15 protein-coding genes and 1 pseudogene are annotated in these 18,041 nt (G+C 74.0%); 10 read left to right on the top strand and 6 right to left on the bottom strand.

Annotated features, from left to right (window positions below; genetic code table 11):
- Positions 1 to 3: 3 nt before the first annotated feature.
- Together ACIGO6_RS26545 and ACIGO6_RS26540 are read left to right on the top strand one after the other, a co-directional pair.
- A complete protein-coding gene (locus ACIGO6_RS26545; protein WP_399880368.1) occupies positions 4 to 1,797 on the top strand; it encodes an ABC transporter permease subunit in 1,794 nt (597 codons plus the stop codon).
- Positions 1,794 to 3,038 carry an MDR family MFS transporter gene (locus ACIGO6_RS26540; RefSeq protein ID WP_399880365.1) on the top strand — a complete coding sequence of 415 codons (1,245 nt, stop codon included), beginning with the start codon at positions 1,794 to 1,796 and terminating at the stop codon, positions 3,036 to 3,038. Before ACIGO6_RS26545 ends, ACIGO6_RS26540 begins: the two co-directional genes overlap by 4 nt.
- A gap of 76 nt (positions 3,039 to 3,114) precedes the next feature.
- Here the strand turns inward: ACIGO6_RS26540 and ACIGO6_RS26535 are convergent, their stop codons facing one another.
- Positions 3,115 to 3,921, bottom strand: a complete 807-nt coding sequence (locus tag ACIGO6_RS26535) for a CDP-alcohol phosphatidyltransferase family protein (protein ID WP_399880362.1) — start codon at positions 3,919 to 3,921, stop codon at positions 3,115 to 3,117.
- 109 nt (positions 3,922 to 4,030) lie between these two features.
- On the opposite strand from ACIGO6_RS26535, the gene ACIGO6_RS26530 reads away from it, so the two are divergent.
- The 5 genes and pseudogenes from ACIGO6_RS26530 to ACIGO6_RS26510 all read left to right on the top strand — a co-directional run.
- Complete coding sequence (locus ACIGO6_RS26530) at positions 4,031 to 5,041, top strand: zinc-binding alcohol dehydrogenase (protein WP_399880359.1); 1,011 nt, start codon at positions 4,031 to 4,033, stop codon at positions 5,039 to 5,041.
- A gap of 115 nt (positions 5,042 to 5,156) precedes the next feature.
- Positions 5,157 to 5,555, top strand: coding sequence for a 6-pyruvoyl trahydropterin synthase family protein (locus ACIGO6_RS26525; protein WP_399880355.1), 399 nt, complete (start codon positions 5,157 to 5,159; stop codon positions 5,553 to 5,555).
- Positions 5,552 to 6,760, top strand: a complete 1,209-nt coding sequence (locus tag ACIGO6_RS26520) for a glycosyltransferase family 4 protein (RefSeq protein ID WP_399880352.1) — start codon at positions 5,552 to 5,554, stop codon at positions 6,758 to 6,760. The genes ACIGO6_RS26525 and ACIGO6_RS26520 overlap by 4 nt, the downstream gene beginning before the upstream one ends.
- A complete protein-coding gene (locus ACIGO6_RS26515) occupies positions 6,757 to 7,908 on the top strand; it encodes a hypothetical protein (protein WP_399880349.1) in 1,152 nt (383 codons plus the stop codon). The genes ACIGO6_RS26520 and ACIGO6_RS26515 overlap by 4 nt, the downstream gene beginning before the upstream one ends.
- Positions 7,881 to 8,855 (top strand): annotated as a pseudogene (locus tag ACIGO6_RS26510) (lysylphosphatidylglycerol synthase transmembrane domain-containing protein); the annotation flags it as partial. The gene ACIGO6_RS26515 and the pseudogene ACIGO6_RS26510, both read left to right, overlap by 28 nt.
- 140 nt (positions 8,856 to 8,995) lie before the next feature.
- Here the strand turns inward: ACIGO6_RS26510 and ACIGO6_RS26505 are convergent.
- On the bottom strand, positions 8,996 to 9,757 hold the full coding sequence (locus tag ACIGO6_RS26505) for a creatininase family protein (RefSeq protein WP_399880347.1): 762 nt from the start codon (positions 9,755 to 9,757) through the stop codon (positions 8,996 to 8,998).
- 63 nt (positions 9,758 to 9,820) lie between these two features.
- Here ACIGO6_RS26505 and ribA point away from each other — a divergent pair, with 63 nt between their 5' ends.
- A complete protein-coding gene (gene ribA / locus ACIGO6_RS26500; protein WP_399880344.1) occupies positions 9,821 to 10,480 on the top strand; it encodes a GTP cyclohydrolase II in 660 nt (219 codons plus the stop codon).
- A gap of 110 nt (positions 10,481 to 10,590) precedes the next feature.
- On the opposite strand, the gene ACIGO6_RS26495 is transcribed toward ribA, so the two are convergent.
- Positions 10,591 to 11,949 (bottom strand): MFS transporter, encoded by a 1,359-nt coding sequence (locus ACIGO6_RS26495; protein ID WP_399880341.1) that lies wholly within the window; start codon positions 11,947 to 11,949, stop codon positions 10,591 to 10,593.
- Positions 11,950 to 12,118: 169 nt separating this feature from the next.
- Positions 12,119 to 12,784, bottom strand: a complete 666-nt coding sequence (locus ACIGO6_RS26490) for a TetR/AcrR family transcriptional regulator (protein WP_399880338.1) — start codon at positions 12,782 to 12,784, stop codon at positions 12,119 to 12,121.
- Positions 12,785 to 12,964: 180 nt separating this feature from the next.
- Between ACIGO6_RS26490 and ACIGO6_RS26485 the strand changes: the two genes are divergently transcribed.
- The gene (locus ACIGO6_RS26485; protein WP_399880335.1) at positions 12,965 to 13,843 is read left to right on the top strand and encodes a shikimate dehydrogenase; all 879 of its coding nucleotides are present in this window, start codon (positions 12,965 to 12,967) and stop codon (positions 13,841 to 13,843) included.
- Positions 13,844 to 13,858: 15 nt separating this feature from the next.
- The gene (locus tag ACIGO6_RS26480) at positions 13,859 to 15,655 is read left to right on the top strand and encodes a bifunctional sugar phosphate isomerase/epimerase/4-hydroxyphenylpyruvate dioxygenase family protein (protein WP_399880332.1); all 1,797 of its coding nucleotides are present in this window, start codon (positions 13,859 to 13,861) and stop codon (positions 15,653 to 15,655) included.
- Here ACIGO6_RS26480 and ACIGO6_RS26475 read toward each other — a convergent pair.
- Both ACIGO6_RS26475 and gnd read right to left on the bottom strand, forming a co-directional pair.
- Positions 15,642 to 17,105, bottom strand: a complete 1,464-nt coding sequence (locus ACIGO6_RS26475; protein ID WP_399880329.1) for a membrane-associated oxidoreductase — start codon at positions 17,103 to 17,105, stop codon at positions 15,642 to 15,644. The two genes, ACIGO6_RS26480 and ACIGO6_RS26475, sit on opposite strands and share 14 nt — an antisense overlap.
- 54 nt (positions 17,106 to 17,159) lie before the next feature.
- Entirely contained in the window at positions 17,160 to 18,041 is an 882-nt protein-coding gene (gene gnd, locus ACIGO6_RS26470; RefSeq protein ID WP_399880326.1) for a phosphogluconate dehydrogenase (NAD(+)-dependent, decarboxylating), read from the bottom strand.

The raw sequence follows: 18,041 nt of genomic DNA, 5'->3' as shown, positions 1-18,041 counted from the left end.
GCCGTGCGGGAGCGGGTGGCCACCGTGGTGTGGCGGGTCGTGCTCGCGGGTGGGCTGGTGTGCGGGATCGGGCTGCTGCCGTGGCTCACCCGAACCGATCCGGCGTACACCGTCCTCAAGGCGCGGTCCGCCGAGCGTGAGCCCACGCCCGAGGTGCTCGCCGACATCCGTGCGCAGCTCGGGCTCGACGGGGGGCCACTGCACATCCTCACGCGGTGGATCGGTGGGCTCGTGCGCGGGGACGCCGGGACGTCGTGGATCTCCGGGGGCGACGTCCTTCCCGGCGTGCTCCAGGCACTCGGGGCCTCGCTGCTGCTGATGGCGGTGGCGCTCGTCGTCGCCTGCCTCACCGCGGGGCTCATCTGCGCCCGCACGCTCCGTCTGGGCGCGCGGCGGCAGCTCGGCGGGCGGCGGCGCGGGGGCACAGCCTCCGCCGTGGTCGCCTCGCTGCCCGAGTTCCTCGTCGCCTCCGTGCTCGCCACCGTCGTCGGGGTGCAGTTGGGGTGGCTGCCCGCGCTGGGGTGGTACGGGCCCCAGTGGACCCTGCTGCCCGCGCTCGCCCTCGGGCTCCCCGCCGGGGCCGTGCTCGGGCGGCTCCTCGACGACCTGCTGCCCGGTGCCTTCGGTGAGCCCTGGGCGCTGGCCGCCGCGGCGCGTGGGCTGACGGGACGGTCCGTCGCACGTCAGGCCCTACGGCGGTGCGTGCCCGCGCTGCTGCCCAACCTCGGGCTGTTCGTCGTGGGCCTCACCGGCGGCGCCGTCGCCGTCGAGCAGGTCTTCGACATCCCCGGGCTCGGCCGCACCACCCTCCAGGCCGCCCTCGCCCAGGACCTGCCCGTCCTCCAGGCCGGCACCCTCGCCCTCGTGCTGCTCGCCGCCCTCGCCACCGGTGCCACGCGGCTCGCCGCCCGCCTGATGACCGGACCCGCCCTGCGCGACGGCGCCCTGTCCTCCCTGCACCGGCCCACGCCGCCCGCCGGCGCACTGGCGCCCCTCCTCTACGGCGGCCTCCTGCTCGCCGTCATCGGCTTCGGCCTGCCGCGCGACCCGCTCGCCCTTGACACCGGGCAGCGGCTGCGGGCGCCCTCCCTCGCCCACCCCTTCGGTACCGACTCGCTCGGTCGCGACCTGCTCGCCCGCATCGGTCACGGGGCCCTGGACACGCTGCTGCTCGCCTCCGCCATCACCGCCGCCGCGCTGCTCGCCGGCGTACTCCTCGGGCTCGTGCCCCGCGTCTCCGCGCCGCTCGTGGACACCGTCAACGCCGTACCGCCCGTTCTCGTCGCTCTCCTCGTCACCGCGGTCGCGGGCAGCGGTGCGGCCACGCCCGCGTTCGCCGTGGGCGCGGTCGCCTGGGCGCCGCTCGCCGCGCACGTCTCCTCACTGTTGCGGCAGGAACGCGCCACCCTGCACCTCACCGCCACCAAGGGGCTGGGAGCCGGACGCTGGTACCTGCTGCGCCGCGAACTGCTGCCTGCCGTCCTGCCCCCGGTCCTCCGGCACGCCCTGCTGCGCCTGCCCGGCGTCGCCCTCGCGCTCGCCTCGCTCGGCTTCCTCGGCCTGGGCGCCCAGCCGCCGTCCCCCGAGTGGGGCCTGCTCCTCGCCGAGAACCAGCCCTACGCCGAACGTGCTCCCTGGGCCGTCCTCGCCCCCGCGGCCGTCCTCGCCCTGCTCGGCGCCCTCGCCGTCACGGCGGCGGGCGGAGTGCGCCTGCCGCGGCGGCGACGTCCTCGCCGTACGTCCCAGGCCGTCGCGCCACAGCCTGTCGTGGAGAAGGAACTGGTACGCGCACGATGACCTCGCTGTCCAGCCGCCGGCTCGCGAAGGCTCCCGGGCGCGGGCGCCCGCGCGGCGCCCCGCTCTCGCCGTTGCTCCGGCTGCTCATCCTCACCCAACTCGCCTTCAACATCGGCTTCTTCGCCGTCCTGCCCTTCCTCTCCGAACATCTGGGGCAGTCCATCGGCATGGCGGGGTGGCTGGTCGGATTCGTGCTCGGGCTGCGGACCTTCAGCCAGCAGGGGCTGTTCGTGGTCGGCGGGGCGCTGGCCGACCGGTACGGCATCCGGCCCGTCGTACTCGCCGGGTGCGTGCTGCGGATCGCCGGGTTCGGGTGGCTCGGGTTCGCCGAGGCGACCTGGGCGGTCGTCGGGGCCGTGCTGCTCATCGGGTTCGCCGCCGCGCTGTTCTCGCCGGCGGTCGAGTCGGAGGTCGCCCGGCAGGCCGTCGCCTGGGAGGCGGAGAGCGGCGGGGACCGCACCCGGGTGCTCGCGCTGTTCACCGTCGCCGGGCAGGCGGGAGCGTTCGTCGGGCCGCTGCTGGGGGCCCTGCTGCTGGCCGTCGACTTCCGTACGGCGTGCCTCGCCGGGGCCGGTGTCTTCGTACTCGTCCTCGCCGGGCACGCCTGGCTGCTGCCGCAGCACATTCCCGGGCGCGTCCAGGTCCGGGTCAAGGGCGGGGCACGGCTGCTGCTGCGCAACCGCCGCTTCCTCGCGCTGTGCTGCGCGTACGGCGCCTATCTGCTCGCCTACAACCAGCTCTACCTGGCCCTGCCCGCCGAGGTGGAGCGGGCCGCCGGGTCCCAGGCGCCGCTGGCCTGGCTGTTCGCCCTGTCCTCGCTGCTGGTGGTGACCGCGCAGTTGCCGGTCACCCGGTGGGCGGGGGAGCGGCTGGCGCCGCGCCGGTCGATGGTGGCGGGGCTGGTGCTGATCGCGGCGGGCTTCGGCGTCGTCGCGCTCGCGCGGCCCGCCGGGTGGACGGGGGTGGGTGGACTGGTCCCCGCCGCCGGGTTCGTCGTGCTGCTCACCCTCGGGCAGATGCTGGTCGCGCCGGTCGCCCGCGCCTGGGTGCCGGACCTCGCCGAGGACGGGCGGCTCGGGCTGTACACCGGGGCGTTGTCGTCCGTGTCGGGGCTCATCGTGCTGGCGGGCAGCTCCGCGACCGGGCTGCTGCTGGACAGCGGGCTGCCGGCCGTCGTGCCGTGGCTGGTGCTGGCCGTCGTGCCGCTGGCCGCGGTGGGGTTGCTGCCGCGGCGCCACTGATCGGCGCGCTCACGGCATGCCCTTGCGTGTGTCACTGCGTACACCGTGACGCGGTGCGTGACGTGCTGGCAGCACGTCACCGGGCGACGAGTTCCGGCACCGGTGTCCCAGGGTCACCAGTCCCGGCCGCCCCCGCCGTCCCGGCCTCCCGCGACGTCCGCCACAGCCACAGCACGTCCCGCCCGAACGACCACACCAGCAGGCCCAGCGCCAGCAGTACCACGCCCGTGTTCGCCGGACGCGGCAGCAGGTCCGCGCCCGCCAGCAACAGCAGTACGCCCTGCAGCGCGGCCACCGTCTTGCGGGCCGTGCTCGGCGGCAGGGGGGTGGTCAGCCACGGCCATACGCGGGCCGCGGCGACGAACACGTAGCGCATCCCGCCGATCAGCAGCACCCACGGGCCCAGATCCGTCGCGACGTACACGCTCAGCACCAGGATCAGGAACGCGTCGACCTCCATGTCGAAGCGGGCGCCCAGCGGGGAGCAGGTGCCGGTGCGGCGGGCGACCTTGCCGTCGACGCCGTCCAGGATCAGGGCCACGGCGGTCAGGCCGACGAGGAGGGAGACGGGCGGCGCGCTGCGGAAGGAGTCCGCGACCAGCGCCGTCACCCCACCCACCAGGGTCGCCCGGCCGAGCGTGACGCGGTTGGCCGGGCCGAACGACGGCAGCCGGGAGCGGTGCAGGGCTCGCGAGAGCACCGCCCAGGTCGCGAACGCGAACGTCAGGCCGGTCAGCCAGCCCGCCGTGCCCATGCCGATCGCGGGGCCGAGCAGCGACAGCAAGAGGATCTGCGCGCCCGCCCCCACCGCGGTCTCCTGTTGAACGGGCCGTGCTTGAACGGGCCGCGCGTGGTGAGCGTCGTACGTGTTGTTCAGGGCCACCGAACATCCTCCGGCCGAGTGACAGAGTCGATCAACGCCGCTACCTTGTGCGCGGCTTGTGCATCCCTCGGTACGTGGACGGCTTTCCGATCGTTCAGGAGGACATCCGATGACCCGCACCGCACGTGCGTTCTGGCTCGACACCCCCGGCCGGGGCGTGATCCGCGACGTGGAGCTGCCCGAGCCGGGGGCGGACGAGGTGCTCGTGCGTACGCTCTTCAGCGCCGTCAGCCGGGGCACGGAGACGCTCGTCTTCAGCGGCCGGGTCCCCGAGAACCAGTACGCGGCCATGCGCGCGCCGTTCCAGGAGGGCGACTTCCCGGGGCCGGTGAAGTACGGCTACCTCAACGTGGGCGTGGTGGAGGAAGGGCCCGACGCGCTCGTCGGCCGCACCGTCTTCTGCCTCTACCCGCACCAGACCCGCTACGTCGTCCCGGCCGCCGCCGTCACCCCGGTACCCCCCGCGGTCCCCGCCGGGCGGGCCGTGCTCGCCGGCACCGTGGAGACCGCCGTGAACGCCCTGTGGGACGCCGCGCCCCTGGTCGGCGACCGGATCGCCGTGGTCGGCGGCGGCATGGTCGGCTGCTCGGTGGCCGCCCTGCTGGCCCGTTTCCCGGGCGTCCGCGTCCAGTTGGTCGACGCCGACCCGGACCGCGCGAAGGTCGCCGAGGCCCTGGGTGTCGGCTTCGCCGCCCCCGCCGACGCCCTCGGCGACCGCGACCTCGTCGTGCACGCCAGCGCGACGGAAGCGGGCCTCGCCCGTTCCCTGGAGCTGCTGCGGCCCGAGGGCACGGTGCTCGAGCTGAGCTGGTACGGCGACCGGCGCGTCGCCCTCCCGCTCGGCGAGGCCTTCCACTCCCGGTGCCTGACCCTCCGTAGCAGCCAGGTCGGCACCGTCTCCCCGGCCCGCGCCGCCACCCGTACGTACGCCGACCGGCTCGCCCTCGCCCTCGACCTGCTCGCCGACCCGGCGCTCGACGCGCTCGTCACCGGCGAGTCCGCGTTCACCGAACTGCCGGACGTGCTGCCGCAGCTGGCCTCGGGGGAGATCCCCGCGCTGTGCCACCGCATCCGGTACGACGAGTACGACGGGTACGACGGGGAGGACACCGGCGCCTGACCTTGCGGAAAGACGTACGGGCCGCTGAACAAGGGAAGGCACCCAGCCGTACTAGACGGCACCCCGCGCAGCGATCGGCGGGGGATCAGACGTGCCACACCTGGAGGGTCGTCCGTTGTTCAGCATCACCGTCCGCGATCACATCATGATCGCCCACAGCTTCCGCGGCGACGTCTTCGGGCCCGCGCAGCGCCTGCACGGAGCGACGTTCCTGGTGGACGCCACCTTCCGGCGCGAGCAGCTGGACGAGGACAACATCGTCGTCGACATCGGGCTGGCCACCCAGGAACTGGGGGCCGTCGTCAGCGAGCTGAACTACCGCAACCTCGACAACGAGCCGGACTTCGCCGGGATCAACACCTCGACGGAGTTCCTGGCCAAGGTCATAGCCGACCGGATCGCCGAGCGCGTGCACAAGGGTGCGCTCGGGGAGGGGGCCAAGGGGCTGGCCGGCCTCACCGTCACCCTGCACGAGTCGCATGTCGCGTGGGCGAGTTACGAGCGTGCGCTGTGAGCGACACGTCCACCGAACCGGTGGTCCCCGCGGCGAGGGCGCGCGCTCGTCTCGCCTACGTGCCGGCACAGACGTCGGCCGCCCCGAGGAACGGCGGGATCGTCCCCATGTCCCTGCGCTCCGTGCACTTCGTCCTGCCGGGCGGGGTCGACGACCCGGCCGCGCCGAGCGGCGGCAACGCCTACGACCGGCGCCTGGTCCTGGACCTGCCCGGCTTCGGCTGGCGGGTGCGGGGGCTGCCGGTGGGCGGTGACTGGCCGCGCCCGGACGACGCCGCCCGCGCGGAACTCGCGCGCGTGCTCCGCCGGTTGCCGGACGGTGCCGTCGTCCTGCTCGACGGACTGGTCGCCTGCGGAGTCCCGGAGATCGTCGTTCCGGAGGCGGAGCGGCTGCGCATGGCCGTCCTCGTCCACCTCCCGCTCGGTGACGAGACCGGGCTCGACCCCGCCGTGGCCGCCGACCTGGACGCCCGCGAACGCGCGGTGCTCCGGGCGGTCCCGGCCGTCGTCGCCACCAGCGACTGGGCGGTCCGCCGCCTCGTCTCCCACCACGGTCTCGATCCGGGCCGCGTCCATGTCGCCGCCCCCGGCGCCGACATCGCGCCGCTCGCCCCCGGCACCGACGGCGTCTCCCGGCTGTTGTGCGTCGCCGCCGTCACGCCCCGCAAGGGGCAGCACCGGCTGGTGGAGGCGCTGGCCGCGGTGACCGACCTGCCGTGGAGCTGCGTGTGCGTCGGCGGGCTCGGCCAGGACCCGGCGTACGTCGAGCGGTTGCGGGCCCTGATCCGACGGCACGGACTCCAGGACCGGGTGGAGTTGGCGGGGCCGCAGGCCGGCGCGGAACTCGACGCCAGCTACTCCGCCGCCGACCTGATGGTCCTCACCTCGTACGCCGAGACGTACGGCATGGCGGTGACCGAGGCCCTCGCACGCGGCATTCCCGTCCTGGCCACGGACGTCGGCGGTGTCCCGGAGGCCGTGGGACGCGCCCCCGACGGCGGGGTGCCCGGCATCCTCGTCCCGCCGGAGGACCCCGCCGCGCTCACCGCCGAACTGCGGGGCTGGTTCGGGGAGGCGGACGTACGGCGTCGGCTCAAGTCCGCCGCCCGTGGCCGTCGCGCCGCCCTGAACGGCTGGGCGACGACGGCTCGGAGCCTGGCCGGAGTACTGCACCGGCTGCCCGGCGAACCCCGGAGGGCGGCATGAAGAAGACGACGGCACCGGACGGGGGAGCCGTCCCGGCCCCACCCGCGGACGGCGTGATCCCCGGCGCGGGCCCGACCGGCCGACCCACGGGACAGCCCCAGGGCCGCCCTACCGAGTGGCCCACCGCCTGGGCCGCCGCACGGTCCGGTGAGCGGCCGCACGGCCACCTCGTGGACGGGTCGGGTGGGGACCGGCGCCAGGCCGAGCGAGGTGGGGGACTCCCGGACCGACCCCACGAGCAGGGCACCGGGCAGCCCTCCGCCGAGCGGGCCACCCTCCGCCTCCGCGAGGCCCGGGCGCCGGGGCGGACCGAGGAGCCTCCGCGCTACGCGCCCGAGTGGCTGGAGCTCCGGGAGGGTGCCGATGCCGCGGCGCGGGCGCGTGATCTGCTCGACCCGCTGCGGATTCGCCTCGCCAACCTGCCGAGGCGGGCGGACGGACTGGTCGTGCACGACCTGGGCTGCGGCACCGGCTCCATGGGCCGCTGGCTCGCCCCCCTGCTCGACGGCGCCCAGCACTGGGTGCTGCACGACCGCGACCCCTACCTGCTGCACTTCGCCGCCGTCGCCTCCCCGCGCTCCGCCGCCGACGGCAGCGGGGTCACGGTGGAGACGCGGCGCGGCGACCTCGCCCGCCTCACCCCCGACGCCCTCGTCGGGGCCTCGCTGGTCACGGCGTCCGCCCTGCTCGACGTCCTCACCCCGCAGGAGGTCGCCGGCCTCGCCGCCGCCTGCGCCGGAGCCGGCTGCGCGGCGCTGCTGACCCTGTCCGTCGCCGGACGCGTCGAGGTCACCCCCGAGCACCCCCTGGACGCGGAGATCGCCGAGGCCTTCAACGACCACCAGCGGCGCACCGGCCTCCTGGGCCCGGACGCGGTCACCGCCGCGGCGGACGCCTTCGCCGAGCACGGCGCGACGGTGCTGGCACATCCCAGCCCCTGGCACCTGGGCCCCGACGAGTCCGCGCTCACCGCACCCTGGCTGCGCGGCTGGGTGGGCGCGGCCGTGGAACAGCGCCCCGAGCTGCGGGAGCCTGCCGCACGGTACCTGGACGAACGTCTGGCGGCCTGCGCGGCCGGACGGCTGCGCGTCGTCGTCCACCACACCGACCTGCTGGTGCTGTGCCGGCCGACGGGCGGGGACTCGTGAGCGCACCGACGGTACGGGTCGTACCTGCTGGACCTGCCGGACCTGCCGTGCAGGACGTACCCGCCGTGCAGGACGTACCGGCCGGTGCCGGGCCGGTGGCCCCACGCCGGGAGCCCGCGCCCCCGCCCACGGGCCCCCTCCGTGCCCTCCGCCCCCACCTGGGCACTCTCGCCGGCGCCGTCATCCTCGCCGTGCTGCTGTGGCGGCTGGGGGCCGGCGTCTTCCTGGACGGCCTGCGCAGGATCGACGGGCCCACCCTGCTGGCGGCGCTCGGCATCGGGCTGGTCACCACGGTGTGCAGCGCCTGGCGTTGGGCCCTGGTGGCCCGGGGACTGCGCATCCGGCTGCCGCTCGTACCGGCCGTCGCCGACTACTACCGCGCCCTGTTCCTCAACGCCGCCCTTCCCGGTGGCGTCCTCGGCGACGTGCACCGCGCGGTACGGCACGGGCAGCGCACCGGCGACCTGGGGCGGGGTGTGCGGGCGGTCGTCCTCGAACGCGCCGCCGGGCAGGTCGCGTTGGCCGGTGTCGGCGTGGCCGTGCTGCTCACCATGCCGTCCCCGGTGCGGGCGGGCGTCCGTCAGGTCACCCCGCTCGTGGGCCTCGCCCTGCTGGGCGCGCTCGCCGTCCTCCTCGCCCTCCGGATGAACCGGGCGGCACCCTCACGCCGGTGCCGGGCCCTGCGGGCGACGCTCGGCGAGGCACGCGAGGCGCTGCTGTCCCGCCGGAACCTGCCCGGGGTCGCGGTGTCGTCCCTCGTCGTGCTGGCCGGCCATCTCGCGCTGTTCGTCCTCGCCGCCCGTGTCGCCGGCAGCACCGCCTCCGTCGCCGTACTGACGCCGTTGGCCGTGCTGGCGCTGCTGGCCATGGGGCTGCCGCTGAACATCGGTGGCTGGGGGCCCCGGGAGGGCGTCACCGCCTGGGCGTTCGGCGCGGCCGGGCTGGGCGCCGGCATCGGGCTGGGCGTGGCCGTGGTCTACGGGGTGCTCAGCCTCGCGGCGAGCCTGCCCGGCGTCGTCGTGCTCGTCGTCCGCTGGTACGCGGGGCTGCGCGCCCACCCCGAGCCGCACCGGGCGCCCGACGGGCCCTACCCGCGCTCGTCGTCGTCCGTCCCCGTGACCCTCACCGCCGTCAGCAGCCCGAAACACGCCGCGAAGGATTCCGCGAGTCCCGCCAGCAGTTCCTTCCCCTTTTCCGCCGAAGCCAGTGAAGGACGCCCGATGACACCGGAAGCGGTATAGCCGGACATACCGAGGGAGAGCAGATGACGACGGTCGTCCGCGACGAAGTCGGCGGTTTCGTAACCGGGCCGGACGTATTCCGGGTGCGTGTGCAGAAGAATGGAGGTCTCGATTTCCCCCGCGTGCATGTCGGTGAGCAGCGAGGTGGAAACCCCCGCCCGCTCCCGCGCCGCCTCCCAGTCCTCCGCGGCCGGGAACAGCGCCATCCGCTCGCCGCGCGCCGTGGCCTCCTGCACGACGTTGCCCAGTACGTAGTTCCCGCCGTGCCCGTTGACCACCACCAGGGCGTCGACGCCGGAGCGGCGCAGGGATTCGGCGATGTCCCGGATCACCGCGTGCAGGGTCACCGAGGAGATGCTCACGGTCCCCGGCCAGTCGGCGTGTTCGTGCGAGCAGCCGATCGTCACCGGCGGGAGCACGTGCACCGGGTATCCGGCCGCGATCTCCCGGGCGACGGCACAGGCGACGAGCGTGTCGGTCGCGAGCGGCAGGTGCGGGCCGTGCTGCTCGTAACTCCCCACCGGGAGCACCGCGACCTGGTGCGCCATCTCGGCGCCCCGGCCGCGCACGTCCTCAGTCGTGTCCGCCGGCACAAGTGAAACGTCCATTCCCGCACGCCCCTTCGTCTCGGTCGAAAACTGTTGAGCAATCTGTTGAGGAACGCGAGAATCATGACAGAAAAAATTGGTGTACTCGGCAAGAAAGCAGCGCAGCGCACGGATGTGGAACGCGTCGTGGTGACGCCGCTGCCCACCGTGTACGGGGAATTCCGGGCGTTCGGCTATGTCGACCACGAGCGGGGCGACGAGCAGGTGGCCCTGGTCCACGGTGTCCTGGGCGCCGAAAGTGTCCTCACCCGGCTGCACTCGGAATGCCTGACGGGCGACGCGTTCGGCTCCCGGCACTGCGAGTGCGGCGACCAACTCGGCTCCGCGCTGCGGGCGGTGGCCGCGGCGGGCAGTGGCGTCGTCGTCTATCTGCGCGGCCACGAGGGACGCGGCATCGGGCTGCTCGCCAAGCTGCGCGCGATGGCGCTGCAGGCGGAGGGCCTGGACACGGTCGAGGCCAATCTCGCCCTCGGCCTGCCGGTGGACGCCCGTGACTACGGCGTCGCCGCCCGCATCCTGGACGACCTCGGGGTGCGGTCCGTACGCCTGATGTCCAACAACCCGCGCAAACGGGAGGCCTTGGTGCGGCACGGCATCGAGGTCGCCGAGCAGGTGCCGCTGCTGATACCGCCGTGCGAGAGCAACATCACCTATCTGCGCACCAAGCGGGAGCGGCTGGACCACCATCTGCCCCACCTGGACGCCGTGGCACACCTGTCCTGAACGAGCGCACCCGCAGCGGCCACCCCCGGACCCGCACCGCCGCCGCCGGATCGTGAACCGGCGGCGGCACGTCGGAAGGGGGCGGGCGGTCGGTCACCGGCCCGGTGGCGTCACACCGTCACCGTCTCCGGCTGCGCCGCCTCCCGGTGGGCCCGCTCGCCGAGCTGCTCCGTCGGGACCTTGTGGGTCTCGCGGGCCGAGAGCGCCGCGATCACCGGGGGGACGCACAGCGCCGCCGTGAACAGCGCCACCGCGACCCAGTCGTCGCCGTCCGGACCGGCGATCTGCGCGGCGAAGGTCACCGCGAACCCGGCCACCGCGAAGCCGATCTGCGTGCCGATCGCCACGCCCGACAGGCGGACCCGGGTGGAGAACATCTCGCCGTAGAAGGCCGGCCACACGCCGTTCGCGGCGCTGTAGACGACGCCGAAGGCGACGATGCCCAGCACGAACGTCAGCGCGTAGGAGCCGGTGGAGATCGCCCACAGGTACAGGAACATCGTCACCGCGCTGCCCACCGCGCCGATCAGGAACACCGGGCGCCGGCCGATCCGGTCGGACAGCGTCGCCCACAGCGGGATCGCGGCGAGCGCGACCACGTTGGCGAGGGCGCCCACCCACAGCATGGCCGTACGGGACATGCCGACCGCGTCACTCGTGGCGTACGCCAGCGCCCAGATCGTGAAGATCGTGCTCACCGAGGCGATGAGCGCGCCCGCGACGACCCGCAGTACGTCCGCCCAGTGGTCGCGCGCCAGCACGGCCAGCGGCATCTTGGCGACGCCCTCCGTGGCGGCCTGCTGCGCGAAGGCCGGCGTCTCGTCGAGCTTGCGGCGGATGACGTAGCCGACGATCGCGACCAGGACGCTCAGCCAGAACGGCACGCGCCAGCCCCAGGCCAGCAGGTGCTCCTCGGGGAGCGCGGCGACGGGGAGGAAGACCAGGGTGGCGAGCAGCTGCCCGCCCTGGGTGCCGCTGAGGGTGAAGCTGGTGAAGAAGCCGCGTTTGTGCGGGGGCGCGTGTTCCAGGGTCATGGAGTTGGCGCTGGCCTGCTCGCCCGCCGCCGATATGCCCTGGAGGACGCGGCACAGCACCAGCAGCACCGGGGCGAGCGTGCCGACCTGGTCGCGGGTGGGCAGACAGCCGATGAGGAACGTCGACACGCCCATGAGGATCAGGGTGAACACCATGATCTTCTTGCGGCCCATGCGGTCGCCGATGTGCCCCAGGAAGAACGCGCCGACCGGGCGGGCGGCGTACGCGACGCCGAAGGTCGCCAGCGACAGCAGGGTGGCCGTGGCCGGGTCCGACTCGTCGAAGAAGACCTCGGGGAAGATCAGCGCGGCGGCGCTGCCGTAGATGAAGAAGTCGTAGTACTCGAGCGCGCTGCCGATCCAGGCGGCGGTCGCGGCCTTCTTCGGCTGGCCGGGCGGGGCGGCGCCCTGGGGCGCGGGGGCGGGGACGGACACGGCGTGCTCCTTCGGGGGTCTCCACCGTAGGCGGAGTGAGCGGAGGGGAGAAGTGCCGATCGGCTAATTAACCCACTGGGTAGTTAGTCGCGGTTGGGAAGGGATGTTGCGCGCACGTTTCTCCGCTGTCAAGAGGTCCCGCCGTCCCGCCCGTCCCGCGGGCCCGCGCTCAGTCCGCCGTGCGCTCCGCCGTCAGGTAGGCGATCACCATGTCGCCGAGCATGGCCCGGTAGTGCTCGCGCTGGTCGGCGGCCACCAGGTCGCGGCCGAACAGGGCGCCGAAGGTGTGCCGGTTGGCGACCCGGAAGAAGCAGAAGGAGCTGATCAGGGCGTGCAGGTCGACGGCGTCCACGTCGGCCGTGAACAGGCCGGACTTCTGCCCCTCCGCCAGGATCCGGCGGATCACGTCGAGCGCCGGCGAGCCTATGCTGCCCAGCATCTCCGAGGACGCGATGTGCTCGGCGTCGTGGATGTTCTCGATGCTGACCAGGCGGATGAAGTCGGGGTGCTGCTCGTGGTGGTCGAAGGTCACCTCCGCGAGGCGCCGGATCGCGGCCACCGGGTCCAGGTGGTCCACGTCGAGCTGCTGCTCGGCCTCCCGGATCACGCCGTACGCCCGCTCCAGCACGGCCGTGAACAGCTGTTCCTTGCCGCCGAAGTAGTAGTAGATCATCCGCTTCGTGGTGCGGGTGCGGGCGGCGATCTCGTCGACGCGGGCGCCGTCGTAGCCGGCCCGGGCGAACTCCCGCGTCGCCACGTCGAGGATCTCGGCCCGGGTGCGGGCGGCGTCGCGGGTGCGCGCGGCGGATCGTGCCGGTTCGTCGACGCTGGTCATCGGGTTCCTTCGGGCTGCGGGCCGGGGATGTGCCGCCGATTCTAGAAGCCTCCGCCGGCAGCCCTCCCTGGAAGCCCTGGTCTTCCCATGGGCCCCGCCTTCCTGCTATGACTGACTACTAACGTACTGGTTCGTACATTGTCGCTCGGGCATGGACCCGAGCCGCTCAGGAGGTCCCCGGTGGCCAAGGACTCGTATCTCGTCGGACTGATCGGTTCCGGCATCGGCCCGTCGCTCAGCCCGGCACTGCACGAGCGGGAGGCCGACCGGCAGGGTCTGCGCTACCTGTACCGGCTGATCGACATCGACACCCTCGGTGTCCCGCCCGAGGCGGTGGGCGACCTGCTGCGCGCCGCCCGGGACCTGGGCTTCGACGGGCTGAACATCACCCACCCCTGCAAGCAGCTCGTGATCGAGCACCTGGACGCCCTCGCCCCGCAGGCCGAGGCGCTCGGCGCGGTCAACACCGTCGTCCTCGACGACGCCGGCCGGGCCACCGGCCACAACACCGACGTCACCGGCTTCGCCGCCTCCTTCGCCCGCGGCCTGCCCGACGCGCCCCTGGAGCGGATCGTGCAGCTCGGCGCGGGCGGGGCGGGCGCGGCCGTCGCCCACGCCACGCTCACCCTGGGCGCCGGCCGGGTCACCGTCGTCGACGCGGTGCCCGAGCGGGCCGCCGCCCTCGCCGCCTCGCTGAACCGGCACTTCGGGGACGGCCGCGCCGCCCACGCCACCCCCGACCGCCTGCCCGGGCTGCTGACCTGCGCCGACGGCATCGTGCACGCCACCCCCACCGGCATGGCCGCCCACCCCGGGCTGCCCCTGCCCGCCGAGCTGCTTCACCCCGGGCTGTGGATCGCCGAGGTCGTCTACCGTCCGCTGGAGACCGAGCTGCTGCGCACCGCCCGCGCGCTGGGCTGCGCGACCCTCGACGGCGGCGGCATGGCCGTCTTCCAGGCCGTGGACGCGTTCCGGCTGTTCACCGGGCGGGAACCCGACGCCGGGCGGATGCTCGCCGACATCGCCGACCTGGCGGGCGCCCTCGGCGCCCCGCAGTAGAAGAGAGGTAGCCACGTGCGGACGTCCATCGCCACCGTCTCCCTCAGCGGATCCCTCACCGAGAAGCTCACCGCCGCCTCCCTGGCCGGTTTCGACGGCGTGGAGATCTTCGAGAACGACCTGCTCGCCAGCCCCCTGACCCCCGAGGAGATCCGGGCCCGCTGCGCCGACCTCGGACTCACCGTCGACCTCTACCAGCCCATGCGGGACGTCGAGGCGCTGCCGCCGGAGGAGTTCGCCCGCGCGCTGCGCCGCGCCCGGCACAAGTTCGAGCTGATGGGCAGGCTCGGCACGGACACCGTCCTGGTCTGCTCCAGCGTCTCCCCGCACGCCGTGGACGACGACGCCCTCGCGGCCGAACAGCTGAGCCGGCTCGCCGACCTCGCCGAGGACCACGGCGTCCGCGTCGCCTACGAGGCGCTCGCCTGGGGCCGGCACATCAGCACCTACGACCACGCCTGGCGCGTCGTCGAGTCCGCCGGGCATCCCGCGCTCGGCACCTGCCTGGACAGCTTCCACATCCTCTCCCGGGGCAGCGACCCCAAGGGCATCGAGGACATCCCCGGCGAGAAGATCTTCTTCCTCCAGCTCGCCGACGCCCCGCTGCTCGCGATGGACGTCCTCCAGTGGAGCCGCCACTACCGCTGTTTCCCCGGCCAGGGCGGCTTCGACGTCGCCGGGCTGCTGCGGCACGTCCTGCGGGCCGGGTACGACGGTCCGCTCTCCCTGGAGGTCTTCAACGACGTCTTCCGGCAGTCCGAGGCCGGCCCCACGGCCGTCGACGCCCAACGCTCCCTGCTCACCCTCCAGGAGACGGTCGGCCTCGCCGCGCCGCCCGCGCCCGTGGTGCCCACCGGGGTCGCCTTCGCCGAACTGGTCACGCCGGACGCCGCACCCGTCTCCGCGGTGCTCGGCGCACTGGGCTTCGCCCGCACCGCACGGCACCGGGGCAAGCCCGTCGACCTGTGGCAGCGCGGCGACGCCCGCGTCCTGGTCAACACCAAACCGGCCGAACGCCGCGACGGCACCCGGCTGGCCGCCGTAGGCCTGGAGTCGCCCGACCCCGCCGGGGCCGCCCGCCGCGCCGAGGCCCTGCTCGCCCCGGTGCTGCCGCGCCGCCGCGCCCCCGGGGACGCCCCGCTGGAGGCGGTCGCCGCACCCGACGGCACGGAGCTGTTCTTCTGCGCGACAACGCGCCCTCCACTGCCCGACTGGCGGGCGGACTTCGAGGACACGGGGGCCGCCGCCGAGACCGAGTCGGGCTGGCGCGTCGACCACCTCTCCCTCACCCAGCCCTGGCACCAGTTCGACGAGGCCGCGCTCTTCCACCGCGGCGTGCTCGGTCTGCGCCCCCAGGAGAGCGTGGACGTCGCCGACCCCTACGGACTGCTGCGCAGCCGCGCCGTCACCACCGACGACGGCGGGGTCCGTATCGTCCTGACCGTCGGCGCGGCACCCATCGACCACACCGCGCACGCCCAGCACATCGCCCTGGCCACCGACGACGTGGTCGCCGCGGCCCGCGCCTTCCGCACCGCCGGCGGCCCGCTGCTGCCGATCCCCGCCAACTACTACGACGACCTCGCCGCCCGCTACGAGTTCGCCGACGGCGAGCTGGAGACGTACCGGGAGCTGGGCATCCTCTACGACCGCGACGACCGTGGCACCTTCCGGCACTGCTACACCCGCACCGTCGGCCGGGTCTTCTTCGAACTCGTCCAGCGCGACGGCGGCTACCGCGGCTACGGAGCCACCAACGCCCCGGTCCGGCTGGCCGCGCAGCACGCCGTGCGAGGGTTCACTGGCGGCTGACGGTGCGGGTGACGCCGGCGATCACGGTGGTGGCCAGGATCCAGCCCATGATGATCAGGACGTACGACAGGGTCTGGTAGCCGCCCTCGGGGGCGAAGGCGTTCTCCTGGCCGAAGGAGATCACCGGCAGCAGCAGGTCGAGCGTGTAGAACACCGGGCTGAAGTCCGGGGACTCGGCCGGCTTGAGCGGCGGCGGATGGTGCAGGCCGTACGCGACCGAGCCGACCGCGAGCAGCGAGAGGAGCCAGCCGCCGGCCCGCAGCGGACGGAAGCCGTAGCCGACGGCGGCGTCCTGGAGCAGGCCCCAGGCCCGGCCGTACCAGGGCAGGGTGCGGCGGTGCCGGCGCTGCTTGGCGAGCTGGACCAGCCGGGCCGCGTCGTCGTCGCCGATCCTGCGGTAGGCGGCGGACAACTGCTCGTAGGCGTAGGGCACATAGCCGTCGCCGTCCCGCTCCAGCGCCGGGAGCCGCTGCGCCGCGGGCACGTGCGGCAGCAGGGCGGTGTAGGTGAGGTCGCTGAGGTACACCTCGTCCGGGACCATGTCGGGGGCGAGGGTGAGCTTGTCTATCTGGGAGCGGCGCAGTTTCAGGGCGCCCTCGACGCGTTCGCCGCGGAACAGCCACAGCTCCCCGATGACGCAGCTGCTGGCCCGCAGCGCCGTGTCGCCGGGACAGGACAGCCGCGCGTGCGCCAGATCGAGGGTCCCCGGGATGCGCGCGCCCCGGAAGTCGAGCCGGCCACGGGCGCGCAGGCACGTGGCGGTGACGCCCGAGCCGGCGGACAGGCCCTGCGCGTCCAGGGCGGCGCCGCCGGGCGCGTCGAGGACGGCGTCCTTGAGGTTGAGCGTGCCGGCGACGGACGCGCCGGTGAGCCGGGTCTGCCCGCTGGTGTGCAGCCCCGGCGCCCACAGATCGGCACCGAGACTGGCCTGGTTCAGCTGGAGCACCGGCCCCTCGGCGTCCGGCGCGTCGATCCGGGCGCCTTCCAGATACAGGCTGCCGGTGACCTCCGCCCCGCCGAGCCGCACCATCCCGCCGAACCGGGTGCGGGTCAGCCGCAGTACGCCGTCCACCCGGACCGCGTGGGAGATCAGCCCGGGCAGCACGGACTCGCTCAGGTTCAGCTCGCGCAGCCGCGCCGCGTACAGCCTCGGCGCGTCGTCGAAGTGGCAGTGCCGCAGCCGCACGGGATGGTCGACCGTCGCGTACTGCAGCTCCAGCGGGCCGGTGACGCGTGCGCCCGCCAGATGGAGCGCGGCCGTCTCGCCCTCGCGCTGCGGGCCCGCCAGAAGCAGGGCCCGCAGCACCGAGGCGCGTACGGTCCGCTCCGCGCCCCAGGTCGCGCCGTCGGCGGCGTCCTCGTCCTCCGCGGACCGGAAGTCCACGGCCTCGCCCGTGGCGAACGCCCGCCATACACGCGCCTCGGCCGGTGTCAGGTCGTTGATCTCCATCGCGGGGACTCTGACCCGAACCGGCCGGTCGCGTCAACGCGCTTTTCGCGCCGCCTACTTCTTGGCCGACTCCACGGCGTGGCCACCGAACTGGTTGCGCAGCGCGGCGATCATCTTCATCTGCGGCGAGTCCTCCTGCCGGGACGAGAACCGAGCGAAGAGGGAGGCGGTGATCGCCGGCAGCGGGACGGCGTTGTCGATGGCCGCCTCGACCGTCCAGCGGCCCTCGCCGGAGTCCTCCGCGTAGCCGCGCAGCTTGTCCAGGTGGTGGTCGTCGTCGAGCGCCTGGACGGCCAGGTCCAGGAGCCAGGAGCGGATGACGGTGCCCTCCTGCCAGGACCGGAAGACCTCGCGGACGTTGTCCACGGAGTCGACCTTCTCCAGCAGCTCCCAGCCCTCGGCGTAGGCCTGCATCATGGCGTACTCGATGCCGTTGTGGACCATCTTGGCGAAGTGCCCGGCGCCGACCTTGCCGGCGTGGACGTAGCCGTACGGGCCCTCGGGCTTGAGCGCGTCGAAGATCGGCTTGAGGTCGTCGACCGTCTCCTTCTCGCCGCCGACCATCAGGGCGTAGCCGTTCTGCAGGCCCCACACCCCGCCCGAGACGCCGGCGTCGACGAAGTTGATGCCGTGATGGGCCAGTTCCTCGGCGTGCTTCTCGTCGTCCGTCCAGCGGGAGTTGCCGCCGTCGATGACGGTGTCGCCGTGCCGGAGCAGGGTCGCCAGCTGGTCGATGACGTTCTGGGTGGCGGCGCCGGCCGGGACCATCACCCAGACCGCGCGGGGCCGCTCCAGCTGCTCGACCATGTCGACCAGGCTGGCGACGTCGGCCCGCTCGGGGTCGGTGTCGTATCCGACGACGGTGTGGCCGGCGTTGCGCAGACGCTCGCGCATGTTGCCGCCCATCTTGCCGAGACCCACAAGACCGATCTGCAT

The organism is Streptomyces sp. NPDC053750 (assembly GCF_044544295.1).
Taxonomy (GTDB): domain Bacteria; phylum Actinomycetota; class Actinomycetes; order Streptomycetales; family Streptomycetaceae; genus Streptomyces.
This window is presented reverse-complemented; position numbering and strand designations above follow the sequence as displayed.

Bases quoted from the DNA above. Each gene is read 5' to 3' on its own strand.
- ACIGO6_RS26540 (WP_399880365.1), top strand. From the start codon at position 1,794: ATGACCTCGCTGTCCAGCCGCCGGCTCGCGAAGGCTCCCGGGCGCGGG.
- ACIGO6_RS26530 (WP_399880359.1), top strand. From the start codon at position 4,031: ATGACCCGCACCGCACGTGCGTTCTGGCTCGACACCCCCGGCCGGGGC.
- ACIGO6_RS26515 (WP_399880349.1), top strand. From the start codon at position 6,757: ATGAAGAAGACGACGGCACCGGACGGGGGAGCCGTCCCGGCCCCACCC.
- ACIGO6_RS26505 (WP_399880347.1), bottom strand. From the start codon at position 9,757: ATGGACGTTTCACTTGTGCCGGCGGACACGACTGAGGACGTGCGCGGC.
- ribA (WP_399880344.1), top strand. From the start codon at position 9,821: ATGACAGAAAAAATTGGTGTACTCGGCAAGAAAGCAGCGCAGCGCACG.
- ACIGO6_RS26490 (WP_399880338.1), bottom strand. From the start codon at position 12,784: ATGACCAGCGTCGACGAACCGGCACGATCCGCCGCGCGCACCCGCGAC.
- ACIGO6_RS26475 (WP_399880329.1), bottom strand. From the start codon at position 17,105: ATGGAGATCAACGACCTGACACCGGCCGAGGCGCGTGTATGGCGGGCG.
- gnd (WP_399880326.1), bottom strand. From the start codon at position 18,041: ATGCAGATCGGTCTTGTGGGTCTCGGCAAGATGGGCGGCAACATGCGC.